General features: G+C 56.7%; 19 protein-coding genes. 12 read left to right on the top strand and 7 right to left on the bottom strand.

What is annotated here, in order from left to right; all coding sequences use genetic code 11:
• Positions 1 to 25: 25 nt before the first annotated feature.
• The gene (gene tcdA, locus FFB58_RS17395) at positions 26 to 832 is read left to right on the top strand and encodes a tRNA cyclic N6-threonylcarbamoyladenosine(37) synthase TcdA (RefSeq protein ID WP_138370538.1); all 807 of its coding nucleotides are present in this window, start codon (positions 26 to 28) and stop codon (positions 830 to 832) included.
• On the opposite strand, the gene csdE is transcribed toward tcdA, so the two are convergent.
• The gene (gene csdE, locus FFB58_RS17400; RefSeq protein WP_138370539.1) at positions 823 to 1,263 is read right to left on the bottom strand and encodes a cysteine desulfurase sulfur acceptor subunit CsdE; all 441 of its coding nucleotides are present in this window, start codon (positions 1,261 to 1,263) and stop codon (positions 823 to 825) included. The two genes, tcdA and csdE, sit on opposite strands and share 10 nt — an antisense overlap.
• Positions 1,263 to 2,468: a cysteine desulfurase CsdA gene (gene csdA, locus FFB58_RS17405; RefSeq protein ID WP_039029914.1), complete on the bottom strand. Its 1,206-nt coding sequence runs from the start codon at positions 2,466 to 2,468 to the stop codon at positions 1,263 to 1,265. The genes csdE and csdA overlap by 1 nt, the downstream gene beginning before the upstream one ends.
• A gap of 192 nt (positions 2,469 to 2,660) precedes the next feature.
• Between csdA and FFB58_RS17410 the strand changes: the two genes are divergently transcribed.
• The 4 genes from FFB58_RS17410 to rlmM all read left to right on the top strand — a co-directional run bounded on the left by FFB58_RS17410 (position 2,661) and on the right by rlmM (position 5,683).
• On the top strand, positions 2,661 to 2,888 hold the full coding sequence (locus tag FFB58_RS17410; protein ID WP_039029916.1) for a YgdI/YgdR family lipoprotein: 228 nt from the start codon (positions 2,661 to 2,663) through the stop codon (positions 2,886 to 2,888).
• 349 nt (positions 2,889 to 3,237) lie between these two features.
• Positions 3,238 to 4,152 (top strand): glycine cleavage system transcriptional regulator GcvA, encoded by a 915-nt coding sequence (gene gcvA, locus FFB58_RS17415; protein ID WP_039029917.1) that lies wholly within the window; start codon positions 3,238 to 3,240, stop codon positions 4,150 to 4,152.
• Positions 4,153 to 4,194: 42 nt separating this feature from the next.
• Positions 4,195 to 4,590 (top strand): DUF423 domain-containing protein, encoded by a 396-nt coding sequence (locus FFB58_RS17420; protein WP_039029918.1) that lies wholly within the window; start codon positions 4,195 to 4,197, stop codon positions 4,588 to 4,590.
• The gene (gene rlmM, locus FFB58_RS17425; RefSeq protein ID WP_039029919.1) at positions 4,583 to 5,683 is read left to right on the top strand and encodes a 23S rRNA (cytidine(2498)-2'-O)-methyltransferase RlmM; all 1,101 of its coding nucleotides are present in this window, start codon (positions 4,583 to 4,585) and stop codon (positions 5,681 to 5,683) included. The genes FFB58_RS17420 and rlmM overlap by 8 nt, the downstream gene beginning before the upstream one ends.
• Before the next feature lie 92 nt (positions 5,684 to 5,775).
• On the opposite strand, the gene xni is transcribed toward rlmM, so the two are convergent.
• The 5 genes from xni to queF form a co-directional block, all read right to left on the bottom strand.
• Positions 5,776 to 6,534, bottom strand: coding sequence for a flap endonuclease Xni (gene xni, locus FFB58_RS17430; protein ID WP_138370540.1), 759 nt, complete (start codon positions 6,532 to 6,534; stop codon positions 5,776 to 5,778).
• Between the two features lie 113 nt (positions 6,535 to 6,647).
• A complete protein-coding gene (locus FFB58_RS17435) occupies positions 6,648 to 8,015 on the bottom strand; it encodes an L-serine ammonia-lyase (protein WP_039029921.1) in 1,368 nt (455 codons plus the stop codon).
• Between the two features lie 63 nt (positions 8,016 to 8,078).
• Complete coding sequence (locus tag FFB58_RS17440) at positions 8,079 to 9,368, bottom strand: HAAAP family serine/threonine permease (protein WP_039029922.1); 1,290 nt, start codon at positions 9,366 to 9,368, stop codon at positions 8,079 to 8,081.
• Between the two features lie 550 nt (positions 9,369 to 9,918).
• The gene (gene ppnN, locus FFB58_RS17445) at positions 9,919 to 11,283 is read right to left on the bottom strand and encodes a nucleotide 5'-monophosphate nucleosidase PpnN (RefSeq protein WP_039029923.1); all 1,365 of its coding nucleotides are present in this window, start codon (positions 11,281 to 11,283) and stop codon (positions 9,919 to 9,921) included.
• A gap of 116 nt (positions 11,284 to 11,399) precedes the next feature.
• Positions 11,400 to 12,242: an NADPH-dependent 7-cyano-7-deazaguanine reductase QueF gene (queF, locus tag FFB58_RS17450; RefSeq protein WP_138370541.1), complete on the bottom strand. Its 843-nt coding sequence runs from the start codon at positions 12,240 to 12,242 to the stop codon at positions 11,400 to 11,402.
• 69 nt (positions 12,243 to 12,311) lie between these two features.
• Here queF and syd point away from each other — a divergent pair, with 69 nt between their 5' ends.
• The 7 genes from syd to gudD all read left to right on the top strand — a co-directional run bounded on the left by syd (position 12,312) and on the right by gudD (position 19,468).
• Positions 12,312 to 12,857 carry a SecY-interacting protein gene (gene syd / locus FFB58_RS17455; protein ID WP_138370542.1) on the top strand — a complete coding sequence of 182 codons (546 nt, stop codon included), beginning with the start codon at positions 12,312 to 12,314 and terminating at the stop codon, positions 12,855 to 12,857.
• Between the two features lie 632 nt (positions 12,858 to 13,489).
• Positions 13,490 to 13,816 (top strand): YqcC family protein, encoded by a 327-nt coding sequence (locus FFB58_RS17460; protein ID WP_039029926.1) that lies wholly within the window; start codon positions 13,490 to 13,492, stop codon positions 13,814 to 13,816.
• Positions 13,813 to 14,586 (top strand): tRNA pseudouridine(65) synthase TruC, encoded by a 774-nt coding sequence (gene truC / locus FFB58_RS17465; protein WP_138370543.1) that lies wholly within the window; start codon positions 13,813 to 13,815, stop codon positions 14,584 to 14,586. The genes FFB58_RS17460 and truC overlap by 4 nt, the downstream gene beginning before the upstream one ends.
• Before the next feature lie 24 nt (positions 14,587 to 14,610).
• Positions 14,611 to 15,060, top strand: a complete 450-nt coding sequence (locus FFB58_RS17470) for a flavodoxin (RefSeq protein ID WP_039029928.1) — start codon at positions 14,611 to 14,613, stop codon at positions 15,058 to 15,060.
• A gap of 359 nt (positions 15,061 to 15,419) precedes the next feature.
• Complete coding sequence (locus tag FFB58_RS17480) at positions 15,420 to 16,775, top strand: MFS transporter (RefSeq protein WP_138370544.1); 1,356 nt, start codon at positions 15,420 to 15,422, stop codon at positions 16,773 to 16,775.
• Positions 16,775 to 18,115, top strand: coding sequence for an enolase C-terminal domain-like protein (locus FFB58_RS17485; RefSeq protein WP_039030113.1), 1,341 nt, complete (start codon positions 16,775 to 16,777; stop codon positions 18,113 to 18,115). The genes FFB58_RS17480 and FFB58_RS17485 overlap by 1 nt, the downstream gene beginning before the upstream one ends.
• A gap of 12 nt (positions 18,116 to 18,127) precedes the next feature.
• Positions 18,128 to 19,468: a glucarate dehydratase gene (gene gudD / locus FFB58_RS17490; RefSeq protein WP_171029973.1), complete on the top strand. Its 1,341-nt coding sequence runs from the start codon at positions 18,128 to 18,130 to the stop codon at positions 19,466 to 19,468.
• The last annotated feature ends 46 nt before the right edge of the window (positions 19,469 to 19,514 follow it).

The following is a 19,514-nucleotide window of genomic DNA, read 5'->3' on the forward strand; positions in this document are numbered from 1 at the left end:
TCACCCTTTTTACATCTGAGGTCTTATGTCTGTGGTAATGAGCGAAGCCTGGCGCCAGCGTTTTGGTGGCACCGCGCGTTTATATGGTGAAAAAGCCCTGCAGCTGTTTGCCGATGCACACATCTGCGTGGTCGGTATTGGCGGCGTGGGTTCATGGGCGGCGGAAGCGCTGGCACGAACCGGGATCGGCGCCATTACGCTAATCGACATGGATGATGTCTGCGTCACCAACACCAACCGGCAGATCCACGCCCTGCGCGACAGCGTCGGGCTGGCAAAGTCAGAGGTGATGGCGGAGCGCATTCGCCAGATCAACCCGGAATGTCGCGTCACCGTGATTGATGATTTCGTGACTGCCGATAACGTGGCGCAATACATGGGCGCCGGCTACAGCTACGTGATTGACGCCATCGACAGCGTACGCCCGAAAGCGGCCCTCATCGCCTGGTGTCGTCGCAATAAAGTGCCGCTGGTGACCACCGGCGGAGCGGGCGGGCAGATTGACCCGACGCAGATCCAGGTGGCTGACCTGGCGAAAACCATTCAGGATCCGCTGGCGGCTAAGCTGCGCGAGCGCCTGAAAAGCGATTTTGGCGTGGTGAAAAACAGTAAGGGCAAGCTGGGCATCGACTGCGTCTTTTCAACGGAAGCGCTGGTCTACCCGCAGGCGGACGGTTCGGTGTGTGCCATGAAGAGTACCGCAGAAGGGCCAAAACGGATGGACTGTGCCTCCGGGTTTGGCGCGGCCACCATGGTGACCGCGAGCTTTGGTTTTATCGCCGTGTCTCATGCCCTGAAAAAGATGATGGCGAAGGCGGAACGTCAGGCCTGACGCGCCGCCTCCAGCACCGCTTCACTGAGCGCAGTCAGCCCCTGGCTGCGCGAGGCGCTGAGCTGGCCGCGAAGCCCCAGTGCATCAAACAGGTCCAGCGGATTTTCGCCCAGGATCTGTGCGGCGCTTTTCCCCTCAATGGCCGTCAGCAGCACGGCCAGCAAGCCGCGAACAATACGTCCTTCGCTGTCGCCATAAAAATGCAGCTTATCCCCAATACGCGTGACCCCAAGCCAGACGCGGTTCTCACAGCCGGGGATCTCTTTCGCCTGGGCCTTAAGCTCATCGGACAGCGCAGGCAGCTGTTTGCCCAACAGGATCAGCTGGCGATATTTATCTTCCCACTGGTTTAGCGGGGCGAAGGTCTGTTTTAACGTCTCTTCAGTGATGACGGTGCCGAACGGGTGTCCGGCCAGAGTTGGGCTTGTCATTAATCCACCAGTAAAGCAAGGGCGCGATCGACGGCGGCAACCAGCGCGTCGACATCGCTTTGGGTGTTATAGGGGGCAAACGAGGCGCGCAGCGTGCCGTTAACGCCCAGCGCCGCCAGCAGCGGCTGGGCGCAGTGCTGACCGGCGCGCAGGGCGATGCCGTACTCCGCCAGCAGCGTCACCATGTCGCTGTGATGGACGCCGGCAAAATCGAACGCCAGCAGGCTCGAATCCTGCACGCGGAATGAGCGAAAACCGGGGCGTTGTTTCAGCGCCTCTTCTGCCAGCGTCGCCAGCCCGCGACTCCAGCTCTCCGCCTGCTGCAGGTCGATATCCGCCAGCCACTCCAGCGCCGCGCTCAGGCCAATGACCCCCGCGACGTTTGGCGTTCCGGCTTCCAGACGATAGGGCACTTCCTGAGTTTTGAAGCCGTCGAAGGTCACCTCGGTGATCATCTTGCCGCCGCCGAGCCACGGGGTCATCTCTTCCAGCAGCGCCGCTTTGCCATACAGCGCGCCGATTCCGGTCGGGCCGTACAGTTTGTGTCCGGAGAAAGCATAGAAGTCGATATCCAGCTGCTGAACATCCGCCGGGAAATGCACTACCCCCTGCGCGCCATCCACCACCACCACCATCCCGCTGGCATGGGCGAGGCTGATAGCGCGGGCGAGATCCGGGCAGCCGCCGGTTACGTTAGACATCTGCCCCAGCGCGAGGATGCGGCTGCGCGGGGTGATAAATTCAGGCAGGCGGGCGACATCTGCCAACAAATCAGCGCCCAGGGGGAGCTTCACCACCTTCGCGCCGGTCTGTTCGGCAACCATCAGCCAGGGCACGAGGTTAGCGTGATGCTCCGCCTCGCTGACGATAATCTCATCCCCCGGCTGCAGGCGCGGGCGGGCGTAGCATTGCGCCACCATGTTGATGGCTTCGGTTGTCCCGCGCGTCCAGACAATGTTTTTACCGCTTTCGGCATTGAGCAGACGGGCAACCTGATCCCGCGCCGCTTCGTAGCGCGCGGTTAAGCGTTGCGCCTCGGCAAACTGGCTGCGATGCACGTTGCCCGCGCTCAGGCTGTAAAACTGGTGGGTGGCCTCGATCACCGCCTGAGGCTTGAGGGCGGTTGCGGCGCTATCGAGATAGACGCCAGCATCGGCCAGCGCCGGAAACTGCGCGCGAAAATGGGCAGGGCTGAATGCGTTCATGGAATTCCTCTTCGTGATGATCAGATCGTCGCGCAATTTCCCCGGCAGGGCAAGGAGGTTGATCTCTATCGGAATTGTCTGTTTATCCTGGCGCAACAGACGAAGCAGGTTATGCTGAAAGTGTGTCTGGAGAATGTTTTAGCCTGTTATAAAACACGCTTTGAATAGCATTTATTGCTAAAGGAGAAGAAAATGAAAAAGACTATCGCAATTGCCTCTGCCTGTATGCTTACTTTTGCCCTGAGCGCCTGTTCTGGTAATAACTACGTGATGCACACCAATGACGGCCGCTCCATCGTGTCAGAAGGTAAGCCGCAGACAGATAATGATACCGGTATGATCTCGTATAAGGATGCGAACGGGAACAAACAGCAGATCAACCGCAGTGATGTGAAAGAGATGGTTGAGCTGAACAAGTAAGGATACAGCAGACAAAAAAAAGCACCGCAATTGGGCGGTGCTACATTAATCACTATGGACAGACAGGGTAAATGTACAGGAAGTGAAAAGGTGGTAGTTTTCCTACCGTGGTCTGAATCGCAGACCAATTGCAAACACAACAACACAACATCACAACCGTAAGCCAAAAGCCCATCAGAACACGCATTCCAAAAAAAGCTTTTCGTTCCGGCTCAGGAAGTGCCGCCACTATAGGTATTTGCTGGTAGTTCCTCAACGGACAATTTATAATGGCTCAGATAAAAAAAACTAATAGGTTAAACGTTGTTTCCTGTTTGTTAAAAGCCGTTAACATCTAAGCCAGATAACCATGTCCAAGCGATTACCACCACTTAATGCATTACGTGTATTTGATGCTGCCGCGCGCCATTTAAGCTTCACCCGCGCGGCCGATGAGCTTTTTGTGACTCAGGCCGCAGTAAGTCATCAAATCAAGTCCCTCGAGGATTTTCTGGGCCTCAAGCTGTTCCGCCGCCGCAACCGTTCCCTGCTTCTGACGGAAGAGGGGCAGAGCTATTTTCAGGATATTAAAGAGATATTTTCTCAGCTCACCGAGGCCACCCGTAAGCTACAGGCGCGGAGTGCGAAAGGGGCCCTGACGGTCAGTCTTTTACCCAGTTTTGCCATTCAGTGGCTGGTGCCGAGGCTCTCCAGCTTTAACTCAGCTTATCCGGGAATCGACGTTCGAATCCAGGCGGTCGACCGTCAGGAAGACAAGTTGGCAGACGATGTCGACGTCGCGATTTTTTATGGCCGCGGTAACTGGCCGGGCCTGCGCGTCGAAAAATTGTACGCAGAATATTTGCTGCCGGTCTGCTCGCCACTACTCTTAACAGGCGAAAAAGCGTTAAAAGCGCCGGAGAATCTGGCGCAGCACACGCTTTTACACGATGCTTCTCGCCGCGACTGGCAAACTTATACCCGCCAGCTCGGTCTTAACCATATAAATGTGCAGCAGGGCCCCATCTTCAGCCACAGCGCGATGGTGTTACAGGCTGCCATCCACGGACAGGGCGTGGCGTTGGCCAACAACGTGATGGCGCAGTCCGAGATTGAGGCAGGCCGCCTGGTTTGCCCCTTTAATGATGTTTTGGTCAGCAAGAACGCATTTTATCTGGTTTGTCATGACAGTCAGGCAGAACTGGGTAAAATAGCCGCGTTTCGCCAGTGGATCCTGGCAAAGGCGGCCAACGAGCAAGAAAAATTCCGCTTCAGGTACGAGTAAATACTTTTGCGCGCAGGACGCGCATAACTTCAGGACAAAAACATGACCAGCCGTTTTATGCTGATTTTTGCCGCGGTGAGTGGCTTTATTTTTGTTGCGCTGGGCGCCTTTGGCGCACATGTATTACGTAAATCATTGGGTGTGGTCGAGATGGGCTGGATCCACACCGGTCTGGAATATCAGGCGTTTCATACCCTGGCGATCTTCGGACTGGCGGTGGCGATGCAGCGTCGCATCAGCATCTGGTTTTACTGGAGCAGCGTATTTATGGCGCTGGGTACCGTGCTGTTCAGCGGTAGCCTCTACTGCCTTGCGCTGTCGCATTTACGCCTGTGGGCGTTTGTTACCCCGGTAGGTGGCGTCAGCTTCCTGGTCGGGTGGGTTTTAATGTTAATCGGTTCGTTCCGTCTGAAACGCAAGGGCGTTGTTCATGAATAAAGTTGTCTTATATTGTCGCCCGGGCTTTGAAAAAGAGTGTGCCGCGGAAATTACTGATAAAGCCGCGAAGCGCGAAGTCTTTGGTTTTGCTCGTGTTAAAGAGAATGCGGGCTATGTTGTTTTCGAATGCTATCAGCCAGAAGACGCGGATAAACTGGTTCGCGACCTGCCGTTCAGCTCGCTGATTTTTGCCCGCCAGATGTTTGTCGCCAGCGAGCTGCTGCAGGATCTGCCGCCAGAAGATCGCATTACCCCTATCGCCGGTATGCTGCAGGGCGTGGTGGAGAAGGGCGGTGAACTGCGCGTTGAGGTTGCAGACACCAACGAAAGCAAAGAGCTGATGAAGTTCTGCCGTAAATTCACCGTGCCGCTGCGCGCTGCGCTGCGTGACAGCGGCGTACTGACCAACTACGAGACGCCAAAGCGTCCGGTGGTGCATGTCTTCTTTATCGCCCCGGGCTGTTGCTACACCGGGTATTCTTATACGACTAACAACTCGCCGTTTTATATGGGGATCCCGCGCCTTAAGTTCCCTTCCGATGCGCCGAGCCGTTCCACCCTCAAGCTGGAAGAGGCGTTCCATATCTTCATTCCGGCCGACGAGTGGGATGAGCGTCTGGCAAACGGCATGTATGCGGTGGATCTGGGGGCCTGTCCGGGCGGCTGGACCTATCAGCTGGTGAAACGCAACATGTGGGTCTACTCCATTGATAACGGCCCGATTGCGCAAAGTCTGATGGATACCGGCCAGGTGACCTGGCTGCGTGAAGACGGTTTCCGCTATCGTCCGAACCGCAATAACATCACCTGGCTGGTGTGCGACATGGTGGAGAAACCGGCGAAAGTGGCGGCGCTGATGGCGACCTGGCTGGTCAACGGCTGGTGCCGCGAGGCGATCTTCAACCTCAAGCTGCCGATGAAAAAACGCTACGAAGAGGTTTCCCAGAACCTGGCGTACATTCAGACCCAACTTCAGGAGCATGGCATTAATGCCGAGATCCAGGCGCGTCAGCTGTACCATGACCGCGAAGAGGTGACGGTGCACGTGCGCCGCTGGTGGGCTGCCGTAGGTGGACGTCGCGACGAGCGATAACGTATATAACGCCCGGTGGCGCTGCGCTTACCGGGCCTACAACAACACTCGTCCCCCCAGGACCGGTAAGCGTAGCGCCACCGGGCAAACATTCATACTCGATCTAACCGTAGCTGCTGCAAATTCCCGTCTAGCTGTAAATCCGTTTGCAATCGCGCCACGTCCCGGCAGATAAAGGCCATCTCTTTGTGGGCCTCCAGTTTTTTACGCCATTTTTCCGGCGCCTCATCCAGACGCGCGTAAATCCCTTCCAGATCCTGAAAGTCTGTCAGCAACTGAGCCGCGCTTTTCGGGCCAATGCCCGCCACGCCCGGCACTTTTGAACTGCTGATCCCCGCGAGCCCCCAGTAATCCGGCAGCTGCTGGGGCGATACGCCAAACTCAGCGGCAATAAAGGGGGCATCAAGCCAGCGTTTCTGGAAATAGTCGCGGATGCGGATGGTGGGGGAAAGCAGCTGGCAGTAGCCTTTGTCCGTCGAGACAATCGTGGCCTGATGCCCGGCGCTGGCGACTTTAACCGCCAGAGTGGCAGCGAGATCGTCGGCTTCGTTGCCCTGAGCGCCCCAGCAGGGCACGCCGCGTTGCTCAAAGGCGGCGCGTATCATCGGCATTTCGGCGTGCAGATCGTCCGGCATCGGCGCACGTCCGGCTTTGTAATCCGGCAGACGCTGATGACGCCAGCCGCTGTTACGCGCCTCATCATCAAACACGGCGACCACATGGCTGGGCTGGCTGTGGCGAATAAGCTGCTCCAGCGCATTCAGGCAGGTATCCTTGCAGGGCGTACCCTGTACCGCGTGAATACGGCGGATAAGGTTCAGCGCGTCGACAATAAGTAAATGAACAGCCACAGATAATCCCTCTTATATCCAGTGGATTAAGGGTAACACCGTCGGCGGAATGAAACTACGAGAGGCGGGAAGAACGGGAAGGAGCCTCGCAAAACAAGGCTCCTTTTTCAGGCTTAGTCGCAGGTGACAATCTTCATCGCCAGGCCACCGCGAGAGGTTTCGCGGTATTTGGCGTTCATGTCTTTCCCGGTTTCATACATGGTTTCGATCACTTTATCGAGGCAGACGCGCGGCTCGCTGGTACGGCGCAGCGCCATACGTGCGGCGTTAACCGCCTTCACGGAGGCTATCGCGTTACGTTCGATACAGGGCACCTGCACCTGACCGGCAACCGGATCGCAGGTCAGACCCAGGTTATGCTCCATACCGATTTCTGCCGCGATGCAGACCTGCGCCGGGCTACCGCCCAACAGTTCTGCCAGACCCGCCGCCGCCATGGAGCAGGCCACGCCCACTTCACCCTGGCAGCCCACTTCCGCGCCCGAGATCGAAGCGTTCATCTTATACAGCGAGCCAATGGCGCTGGTGACCAGCAGATAGCGGGCCAGCGAGTTGGCGTTCACTTCACGGATGAATTTGTCGTAATAGGCCAGCACCGCAGGAACGATACCGCAGGCACCGTTGGTCGGGGCCGTGACCACGCGGCCACCCGCGGCGTTCTCTTCGTTCACCGCCAGCGCGAACATGTTGATCCAGTCAACGACCGCCATCGGATCGCTGGTGGTTTTGTCGCTGCTGACCAGCATCCGGCGCAGGGCCGCAGCACGGCGCGGGACGCGCAGTTTGCCCGGCAGAACGCCTTCGGTAGTGATACCGCGTTCGATACCGCCGCGCATCACTTCCCAGACGCTGGCAAAGTGCTGCTCCAGTTCTGCTTTGCTGTGCAATGCCAGCTCGTTTTGCATCATCAGGCCGGAGAGTGACAGACCACTCTCATGGCAATGGCGCTGGAGATCGGCTGCCGATTTATACGGATAAGGGACCGCGACAGGCGCGCTGTCCTGCTGCCCAAAATGGTCTTCGTCGACGATAAAACCGCCGCCGATGGAGTAATAGGTTTGGCTGTAAATGGCCTTGTCGCCTGCGAGGGCGGTGATCCGCATGCCGTTTTCGTGCAGCGACAGGTTGTCGGCATGGAAATTCATGCAGCGATCAACCGGGAACTCGACTTCATGTTCACCGTTGGCCAGCAGCAGGCGGCCGTGGGTGTTTACGTCCTGGATAAAGGTCGGGATGGCGTCAATATCAACGCTATCCGGCAGGTTGCCCGCCAGGCCCATAATGATGGCGATATCGGTATGGTGACCTTTGCCGGTCAGCGACAGGGAGCCATAGACATCAACAACCACGCGGGTAGTGTCGTGCAGCATTCCGCGCGCAATAAGATCGTCCGTGAACTGTTTACCCGCTTTCATTGGCCCGACGGTGTGCGAGCTGGAAGGACCAATACCAATTTTAAAAATATCGAAAACGCTAATCATGATGCGTCCGTTGCTTTACGTCAGAGGAGAAGAGTGCGCCGTCCGAAGACGGCGCGGGAGGAATTAAGCGAACAGCGAGAAGAAGATAGCGGAGATAGCAATCAGACCCATAATCACAACGAAGACGTTGCTGATATGGCCGCTGTATTTACGCATCGCTGGCACTTTCTGAATCGCGTACATCGGCATCAGGAACAGGATCATCGCGATAACCGGACCGCCCAGGGTTTCGATCATGCCGAGGATGCTCGGGTTCAGGGTCGCAACCGCCCAGGTGGTCAGCAGCATGAACAGAGCAGTGATCTTGTTCAGCTTGTTGATTTCAATGCTCTTGCCTTTGCCGCGCAGAGATTTAATCACCATGCCGTTAAAGCCTTCACGTGCGCCCAGGTAGTGGCCGAGGAAGGATTTGGTGATAGCGATAATCGCGATGATTGGCGCCATCCAGGCAATAACCGGTGCATTAAAGTGGTTTGCCAGGTAAGAGAGAATCGAGATGTTCTGCTCTTTTGCCGCCGCCAGATCCGCCGGGGAGAGGCTCAGTACGCAGCTGAAGACGAAGAACATAACGGTCAGCACCATCATCACGTGAGCGCGAGCCAGGATGCTGGAGCACTTCTTCTCGGCACCCTGACCGTACTCTTCACGCTTCGCTACCGCGAAGGAGGAGATGATCGGGGAGTGGTTGAAGGAGAAGACCATTACCGGGATTGCCAGCCACAGGGTCATCCACAGGCCGTTACCGGTAGCAGACGCGCTGCTCAGGGAGAGGGTTTCCAGCGCCGCGCCGTTCCACTGTGGGATCAGGTAGCAGGCCAGCACCATCAGGGCAATAACGAACGGGAACACCAGCACGCTCATCGCTTTAACAATCATCTGCTCACCGAAGCGCACGATAGTCATCATGCCGACAATCAGGATCAGCGACAGAATGGCGCGCGGTGGCGGCGTCATGCCCAGCTGGTGGGTCATGAAGCTGTCAACGGTGTTGGTGATCGCCACGCTATACACCAGCAGGATTGGGTAAATTGCGAAGAAGTAGAGCAGGGTAATCAGCTTACCTGCGCCAATGCCGAAATGCTCTTCAACCACTTCGGTGATGTCTTCACCCGGGTTTTTACCGGACAGCACAAAACGGGTCAGGCCGCGGTGTGCGAAGTAGGTCATCGGGAACGCAATGATTGCCATGATGATCAGCGGAATCAAGCCGCCAACACCCGCGTTAATAGGCAGGAAGAGAACACCAGCGCCGATTGCCGTGCCGTACAGGCCAAGCATCCACATGGTATCGGTTTTACGCCATCCGCTTCGGGTTTCAATCGAAGCAACGGTGCTGGTTTGAGTGGTTTCCATCTGTGTCTCCAGGAGTAGCTAATGTCAGGTTTCTGGTCAAATTCGATGCAAAAAGAGCTAAACGTAATATGAAATTCGCTCAGTGACGGTTTTTATATGATTTTTCTCCGTAACTATCAGCGGGCGGAAAGATACATTTTCGTAATGGATCTATCAGTGATCCCGATCTCAAATGCAATAATCTACTTTTGAGGTGGGTATCTTTAGACCATTTATCTGCTAATAAATCATCACGACGAATTTCTGGGCGCGAAGGCTACCATCAACGATATGTGGCGTACCAGACAGCCCTGTAAGATAGGAGGCATACGCTGTAAAAGCGCCTGTTTAGAGCATTTTTTAATGCTTTATGGTGTTTAGGGGTAATTTATCACGCTCTGTAAAACCACGTAATCGTTTGCGTTGTGTTATGAAATAACGGAAATATAAGTAACGATGATGTTACAACGCAGGCCATGTTACTGAAGGCAATAAAAAAGCCGGGCGGCTATAACCATTCCCGGCGACCAGGCGAGTGAGAAGGTGTCCGGCAGGCTGCCGGACACAGAGGTTATGCGCAAATCTCGTAGCAGGGGATATAGGCAGTGCCGGGGAGTTTCATACGGTGCTGGGCGACAAAGCCCTGCAGCAGATCGTCCATGCGGCGCATCATTTCGCGGTCGCCATGGATCTTATACGGACCAAACTCTTCAATGGCCTGGATACCCACCTCTTTCACGTTACCCGCCACAATGCCCGAGAAGGCGCGGCGCAGGTCGGCGGCCAGCGTCTCAACAGGCTGATCCGGATACAGTTTCAGGTTTGCCATATTTTCATGGGACGGCTCAAACGGGATCTGCAGATCCGGCGCAATGCGAATTGACCAGTTAAAGCTGTAGGCATCCCCGGTATCGCGACGGTTCTCTTTCACCAGCGGCATCGCCTTTTTCATCAGGCGAGCCACTTCTGCGGCATCGTCAATGATAATGCGGTAGTGACGACGCGCCGTCTCGCCGAGCGTATGCACGATGAACTCATCCAGCACGCGGAAGTAGTCAGCGCTCTCTTTCGGCCCGGTGAGGATCAGCGGCAGGACCTGATCCTGGTTAGCCGGATGCATCAGAATGCCCAGCAGATAGAGCAACTCTTCTGCCGTACCTACGCCGCCCGGGAAGATGATAATCCCGTGAGCGATGCGGACAAACGCCTCCAGACGCTTCTCGATGTCCGGCATGATGATCAGTTCGTTAACCAGCGGGTTAGGCGGCTCTGCGGCGATGATCGACGGCTCGGTCATGCCGATGAAGCGCCCCTCTTTGTAGCGCTGCTGCGCATGGCCCACAGCTGCACCTTTCATGGGCGCTTCCATCGCACCCGGGCCGCAGCCTGTGCAGATGTTCAGCTCGCGCAGACCCAGCTGGGTACCCACGCGACGGGCGTAGAGATATTCGGTTTCGTTGATGGAGTGACCACCCCAGCACACCACCATGCTCGGGGCTTCACCCACGTGCAGGGCGCGGGCGTTACGCAGAATAGAGAACACCAGGTTGGTGATATGGACCGAGCTCTCCAGGTTCAGATGCTGGAAACGACCGGCGTTACTGATCTGGCCATTCACGAACAGGATATCGCGCAGGACGGCAAACAGGTTGGCCTGCAGCGCACGAATAATGCGTCCGTCCACAAAGGCATCTTCAGGTGGATTAATCAGCTCCAGCTTCACGCCGCGTTCGCGACGCAGAACGTTAATGTCAAAGCTTTCAAAGCGGGACAGCAACTCTTTGCTGTTGTCGGTGAGGCTACCGGAGTTCAGAACGGCAAGCGAACAGTTGCGAAACAGTTGATATAAATCGCTGCTGGCCGTGCTCTTGAGCATGTCCACTTCCAGCTGCGACAACATATCCATTGAGCCAAGCGGGCTAATATGTGTAATCAAGTGAGCTCCTTACGGGACGTTTATCGTCTTTCCCTGTTGATTACAATAGCCCTGGCTTATGACGTTTCACAACCTAAAGCGCGGAACAGACCGCGCATATTGTGAATTTATTTATTTTACTGACGCACTAACCGGCCAATCGCCGGAACGAAATCGGTGTTGCTGCGCCACGGATTGATATCCAGCCCGCCGCGTCGGGTATAGCGGGCATAGACGCTCAGCGCCTCTGGCTGGCAGAAATGGAGAATGTCGTTGAAGATGCGCTCAACGCACTGCTCGTGAAACTCGTTATGGTTACGGAAAGAGACCAGATAGCGCAGCAGCTTTTCACGGTCGATTTTCGCGCCGCGATACTTAATCTGCACGGAGCCCCAGTCAGGCTGGTGGGTAATCAGGCAGTTGGATTTCAGCAGGTGGCTGACCAGCGTCTCTTCCACCACTTTGCCGCTGGCGGCATTTTCCAGCCAGGCGGCGTCAAACGCGTAGTTGTCGATCTCGATATCCTGATCGTCGATGCAGGTGCCGTGGAAGTGGGCGATGGGCTGACCTTCCAGCTCATCAATCCGGTAGAGCGCCACGGTGACCTTGCCCTGGGCGCAGGCGCTTAAGTCGCGTTCCAGCGTGCGTTGCACCGCTTCCCAACTGTCGAAACGCGTCTGGTTAAAGCTGTTGAGGTAGAGCTTAAAACTTTTGGACTCCACCAGATTCACGCTGGCGTGATCCAGCTCAACGTGACCGACCGCCACCTGCGGCAGCCCGCGGGCGTTCAGCCAGGAGAGTTCATACAGCGTCCAGATATCGCCGCCGTGGAAGGGCAGGGCATCGGCCTTCAGACCCAGCGGATCGCGGTTGAGACTGCGCGGCACGCCCTGTAACAGGCTGGCATCGTAGATGTCGCGGTAGGCTGTGCTTTTGCCCAGCGTCAGGCCCGATAAGGCGTCATGATTTTCGTAAGACATGTTTCGTTGTCACTTTAAAGGTAAACTATGGGGCTGAGTGTATCCTGGCTTATATGAAGAGAGAAACCGGTGGATAAAGAGACTGCTGCTGCGTTAACTGCATTTACCACGCGTTATTGTGACGCATGGCATGAACAGAAAGAGTCATGGCCGCAAAGCGAAGAGCTGTACGGCGTGCCTTCACCCTGCATTATTACCTCTTCCGCAGATAGGGTAACCTGGCAGCCGCAGCCGTTTACCGCTGAGCAGAATGTAAATGCCATTGAACGCGCCATGGACATTGTGGTACAACCAGCGGTCCACGCGTTCTATACCACTCAGTTCGCCGGGGATATGTCTGCTCGCTTTGCTAATGAAGCGCTGACGCTGCTGCAAACCTGGAGTGAAGAGGACCTGCTGCGCGTGCAGGAGAATCTGATCGGGCACCTGGTGACCCAGAAGCGTCTGAAGCTATCGCCAACGCTGTTTATCGCCACGCTCGACAGTGAAATGGACGTTATCTCCGTCTGTAATCTCACAGGCAACGTCATTAAAGAGACGCTGGGCACGCAAAAACGTCAGCTCCTCTCCGATTCCCTTGCGGATTTCCTCAATCATCTTCATCCCGTTGTGTAATCCTGAATACTAGTGCGCTTGTGAGAGATCTCTTACAGAGTTTGTGAGAGATCGGCGTCATGACCTGTATTCACACTCTGTTAGGCCGCTATTAAAGGTTAATTTAATCAATAAGTTGAACGATTAAATCCTGCCTTGCAGATAAGCCGACTCTTTAATCTGGCTTACGCACTGCCTTGTAAGACGAAGCGGAATAAGGGATTCTATGTCCGTCGACAGGAAGCCGACACAAGAGACGAACATCAGGATGATGACGTTTCTTATCAAGGACAGGTCAGGAAGGCGTTACAGGGAAGGCTTCAGGAAGAAGCAAGAGGATAACGCAGGACGCGTTGAAGGACACCTCCAGGACGGAGAATGAGAGCCGGTAAGGATGTCCGGTGGGTCAGGAAGGCCAGGACGTTTCAGGATGAAGCAGTCACATCAGGACGATGTGCGCAGGATGCAGCGGTCAAGGGAAGACCAGACCTTCGGGTCAGAGGAAAAGTTGTCACGGATGAGCAGGGAGCACCAAAAGTAGCTGGATTGCTGCGAAACGAACCGGGAGCACTGTGTAAACAGTGCTCCCTTTTTTTATTTCTGCGTGCTCTTTGCTATGCTGCGCGTCGTTCACATTTTCAGTTGAGGTTTTCATGACCCATCACGACAACGTGCGCGCGCAACTGCACGCTATCGAAGCTTTACTGCGCGAGCATCAGCTGTGGCAGGAGACGGCGCCGCAGCCTGACGCGTTTGAAAGTACGCAACCTTTCTGCATGGATACCCTGGAGCCGTTTGAGTGGCTGCAATGGGTGCTCATCCCCCGCATGCACGCCCTGCTGGATAGCGGTCATCCGCTGCCCCAGAGCTTTGCCGTGGCGCCCTATTATGAAATGGCGCTGGACGCCGCCCATCCTTCTCGTGACGCGGTGCTCACAGCACTGCTGGCGCTGGATACGCTCTTTGGCGACGACGCATGATCGAGATCCTCTATCAGGATGAGTGGCTGGTGGCCGTCAATAAACCTTCGGGCTGGCTGGTACACCGCAGCTGGCTGGATCGGGATGAGAAAGTCGTCGTCATGCAGACGGTGCGCGACCAGATCGGTCAGCATGTCTTTACGGCACATCGTCTCGACAGACCGACTTCCGGCGTTCTGCTGATGGGGCTCTCCAGTGAAGCCGGACGACGTCTGTCGCAGCAGTTCGAGCAGCATCAGATCCAGAAGCGCTACCACGCGATTGTCCGCGGCTGGCTCACAGAAGCCGCAACCCTCGATTATCCCCTGACGGAAGAGCTGGATAAAATCGCCGATAAGTATGCCCGCGACGACAAGGGCCCGCAGCCGGCGGTGACTGACTATCGCGGGATGGCGACCACTGAAATGCCGGTTGCCACCAGTAAGTTTCCCACCACGCGCTATAGTCTGATCGAACTCGAGCCGAAAACCGGGCGTAAGCACCAGCTGCGACGCCATCTGGCGCATCTGCGCCACCCGATCATCGGCGACAGCAAGCACGGCGATCTACGCCAGAACCGCAGCGCAGCGGAGCATTTTGGCTGCAACCGGCTGATGTTACACGCCAGCCAGCTGCAGCTTATCCATCCCTTTACCGGTGAGCCGCTGACGATCCGGGCCGGGCTGGACGAGGTGTGGATGCAGGCGCTGTCACAGTTTGGATGGCGCGGACAACTCCCCGAAAATGAAAGGGTTGAGTTTGACGTTGCCAGCGTTCAGGATGATCGTTAATTGCGTCTAATCAGGGAGTAAAACATGGCGGTAATCGGAATTTTTGTCGGCACGATGTACGGCAATTCGCTGCTGGTGGCTGAAGAGGCCGAAGCGATCCTCGCGGGAATGGGCCATAAAGCCACGGTCTATGAAGATCCCGATCTGGCCGACTGGGAAAAATATCAGGGTCAGTATGCGCTGGTGGTCACCTCGACAACCGGGCAGGGCGATCTGCCGGACAGCATCGTTCCGCTGTTTCAGGGGATCAAGGATAAGCTGGGTTACCAGCCGGAAATGCGCTACGGCATTATTGCGCTCGGTGACAGCACGTACGCGAACTTCTGCGGCGGCGGCAAGCAGTTCGATGCGCTCTTGCAGGAGCAAAGCGCGCAACGCGTCGGTGAGATGCTGATGATTGATGCCTCTGAACATCCCGAGCCGGAGAGCGAATCCAATCCCTGGGTTGAACACTGGGGCACGCTTCTCGGCTAAATCCTTTCCCTCCCGGCCGCGGGAGGGCATTCCACCGCGTCAAGCGACCTGATTCACACTCTTCTCTTTCTCTTCTGCTGTTTTCTCACTCAGCCACGTTTCCGTGAACTACCTTCCATTGAGTTAGGCTTTTGCCACAAACAACCGCACAGGATGGTCCCAATGTTGTGTCGTTGCACGGTGAGGGCTACCTGGATCCTTTCTTATACTTTTTTCGCCAGTTAATAAAAATGCAGTCAGTAAGGCGAAACGACCTCACGTTTGAACTGCAAAAAACACATACACGTCATTCTGATTACCCTACGGTTGAGCTGTTCAGAATGAACGTAGCGAAAACGCTATGATTCAGGAGTGCAAGAATGAGTTCATTAAGCCAAGCGGCGAGCAGCGCTGAAAAGCGTACCAATGCCCGCTACTGGATAGTGGTGATGCTGTTTATCGTCACATCCTTCAACTATGGCGACCGCGCCACGCTGTCGATTGCCGGTTCAGAGATGGCAAAAGATATCGGTCTGGATCCGGTCGGTATGGGGTATGTTTTCTCTGCATTTTCATGGGCCTATGTTATTGGCCAAATCCCCGGCGGTTGGCTGCTTGACCGCTTCGGCTCTAAACGTGTCTACTTCTGGTCCATCTTCATCTGGTCCCTGTTCACCCTGTTACAGGGCTTTGTCGATATCTTCAACGGCTTTGGCATTATCGTCGCGCTCTTTACTCTGCGCTTCCTGGTGGGTCTGGCAGAAGCGCCATCCTTCCCGGGCAACAGCCGCATAGTGGCGGCCTGGTTCCCGGCCCAGGAGAGGGGAACGGCGGTCTCCATTTTTAACTCCGCGCAATACTTCGCCACCGTCATCTTCGCCCCAATCATGGGCTGGCTGACTCACGAGGTGGGCTGGTCACACGTGTTCTTCTTCATGGGCGGTCTGGGTATTCTGATCAGCTTTGTCTGGCTGAAAGTGATCCACGAGCCGAACCAGCATCCGGGCGTAAACCAGAAAGAGCTGGACTACATCGCCGAAGGCGGCGCGCTGATCAACATGGATCAGGCGAAAAACAAAGAGAAAGTGCCGTTCAGCCAGAAATGGGGCCAGATCAAACAGCTGGTGGGCTCCCGCATGATGGTGGGGATTTACCTCGGCCAGTACTGCATCAACGCCTTAACCTACTTCTTTATCACCTGGTTCCCGGTCTATCTGGTGCAGGCGCGCGGCATGTCGATTCTGAAAGCCGGGTTTGTGGCCTCTGTTCCGGCGATCTGTGGCTTTGTCGGCGGCGTGCTGGGCGGGGTAATTTCCGACTGGCTGATGCGTCGCACGGGTTCCCTGAATATCGCCCGTAAAACGCCAATCGTGCTGGGGATGCTGCTCTCCATGTCGATGGTGGTGTGTAACTACGTTGACGCCGAGTGGATGATTATCGGCTTTATGGCGATGGCGTTCTTCGGTAAAGGTATCGGTGCGCTGGGCTGGGCGGTGATGGCAGATACTGCGCCGAAAGAGATCAGCGGCCTCAGCGGCGGTCTGTTCAATATGTTCGGCAACATCTCCGGGATCGTCACCCCGATTGCCATCGGCTACATCGTCGGCACTACCGGCTCGTTCAACGGGGCGCTGATTTACGTCGGGATCCATGCCCTGGTAGCGGTGCTGAGCTACCTGGTGCTGGTGGGTGATATTAAACGTATCGAGCTGAAACCTGTTGCGGAGCGTTCATGATGAGTATGCAATCCAGCCCTATCGTCACTGAAATGAAGGTTATTCCGGTCGCCGGCCAGGACAGCATGCTGCTGAACATCGGCGGCGCACATAACGCCTGGTTTACCCGCAACATCGTGGTGCTGACCGATAACGCCGGGAATACCGGCGTAGGGGAAGCCCCCGGCGGCGAGGTGATCTACCAGACGCTGGTGGATGCCATCCCGCAGGTGGTCGGTCAGGAGGTGGCGCGGCTGAACAAAGTGGTACAGCGCGTGCACAAGGGCAACCAGTCTGCCGACTTCGATACCTTCGGCAAAGGCGCCTGGACATTTGAACTGCGGGTCAATGCGGTGGCGGCGCTGGAAGCGGCGCTGCTGGATCTCCTCGGCAAGGCGCTGAACGTGCCGGTGTGTGAACTGCTGGGTCCCGGTAAACAGCGCGATGCGGTCACCGTGCTGGGCTACCTCTTCTACCTGGGGGATCGCAACAAAACCGATCTGCCTTATCTGGAGCGTTCACCGGGCAACCACGAGTGGTATCACCTGCGCCATCAGGAGGCGCTCACCAGCGAGGCGGTGGTCCGCCTGGCGGAAGCGGCGCAGGATCGCTACGGCTTTAAAGATTTCAAACTGAAAGGCGGCGTACTGCCGGGCGAGCAGGAGATCGACAGCGCCCGCGCCCTGAAAAAACGCTTCCCGGATGCCCGCATCACCGTGGACCCCAACGGCGCGTGGCTGCTGGATGAAGCCATCGCCCTGTGCAAAGGCCTGGGCGATGTGCTGACCTACGCCGAAGATCCCTGTGGCGCTGAGCAGGGCTTCTCCGGCCGTGAGGTGATGGCAGAGTTCCGCCGCGCCACGGGCCTGCCGGTGGCAACCAACATGATTGCCACCAACTGGCGCGAGATGGGCCATGCGGTGATGCTGAACTCGGTGGATATTCCGCTGGCGGATCCGCACTTCTGGACCCTTTCCGGCGCGGTACGCGTGGCGCAGCTGTGCGATGACTGGGGCTTAACCTGGGGTTGCCACTCCAACAACCACTTTGATATTTCGCTGGCGATGTTTACCCACGTCGGTGCCGCCGCTCCGGGCACGCCGACGGCTATCGACACCCACTGGATCTGGCAGGAAGGCGAAGCGCGCCTGACCAAAAATCCACTCGAAATTAAAAACGGCAAGATTGCCGTTCCTGACGCACCGGGGCTTGGCGTGGAGCTTGACTGGGATCAGATCCACAAAGCGCATGAGGCGTATAAGAAACTGCCTGGCGGCGCACGTAACGATGCAGGCCCGATGCAGTACCTTATCCCCGGCTGGACCTTTGACCGTAAACGCCCTGCGTTCGGTCGCCACTGATTAAAGGATTGAATTATGAGCACTTTTACTACGCCTGTTGTCACCTCCATGCAGATCGTTCCGGTTGCCGGTTATGACAGCATGCTGATGAACCTGAGCGGCGCCCATGCCCCGTTCTTCACCCGTAATATTGTGATTATCAAAGACAACTCCGGTCATACCGGCGTGGGTGAAATCCCGGGTGGCGAGAAGATCCGTAAAACGCTGGAAGATGCGATCCCGCTGGTCGTCGGCAAAACGCTGGGCGCGTACAAAAACGTCCTCAATGCGGTACGCAACGAATTTGCCGACCGTGACGCGGGCGGACGCGGGCTGCAGACGTTTGACCTGCGCACCACCATTCATGTGGTCACCGGTATTGAAGCGGCGATGCTCGACCTGCTGGGCCAGCACCTGGGCGTGAACGTCGCCTCGCTGCTGGGTGACGGGCAGCAGCGCTCTGAAGTCGAGATGCTGGGTTACCTCTTCTTCGTGGGCAACCGTAAGCTGACGCCGCTGCCGTACCAGAGCCAGCCGGATGAGCAGTGCGACTGGTATCGCCTGCGCCATGAAGAGGCGATGACCCCGGACGCGGTTGTCCGCCTGGCAGAAGCGGCTTACGAGAAGTACGGCTTTAACGATTTCAAACTGAAGGGCGGCGTGCTGGCCGGTGACGAGGAGGCCGAATCGATCATCGCCCTGGCGAAACGCTTCCCGCAGGCGCGCGTTACCCTCGATCCTAACGGGGCATGGTCGCTCGATGAAGCGATCCGTATCGGTAAACGCCTGAAGGGGGTGCTGGCCTACGCGGAAGATCCATGCGGCGCCGAGCAGGGCTTCTCCGGCCGTGAAGTGATGGCTGAGTTCCGTCGCGCCACCGGCCTGCCGACCGCAACCAATATGATCGCCACCGACTGGCGTCAGATGGGGCACACCCTGTCGCTGCAGTCGGTGGACATTCCGCTGGCGGATCCGCACTTCTGGACCATGCAGGGATCGGTGCGCGTGGCGCAGATGTGCCACGAGTTCGGCCTGACCTGGGGCTCGCACTCCAACAACCACTTTGATATCTCACTGGCGATGTTCACCCACGTGGCTGCCGCTGCGCCGGGCAACATCACCGCCATCGACACCCACTGGATCTGGCAGGAGGGCAACCAGCGCCTGACCAAAGAGCCGTTCGAAATCAAAGGCGGCATGGTGCAGGTGCCGACCACGCCGGGTCTGGGCGTTGAGCTGGATATGGATCGGGTGATGAAGGCGCACGAGCTCTATCTGCAGCACGGTCTGGGCGCGCGCGACGACGCGATGGCGATGCAGTACCTGATCCCGGAGTGGACCTTCAACAACAAACGCCCTTGCATGGTGCGTTAAGTCCGGTGCCGGTTCCTGCGGGAGTCGGCATTTTCTCTTGCGTGAC

This window comes from Enterobacter sp. MF024, assembly GCF_005843915.1.
Lineage (GTDB): Bacteria > Pseudomonadota > Gammaproteobacteria > Enterobacterales > Enterobacteriaceae > Enterobacter > Enterobacter barmai.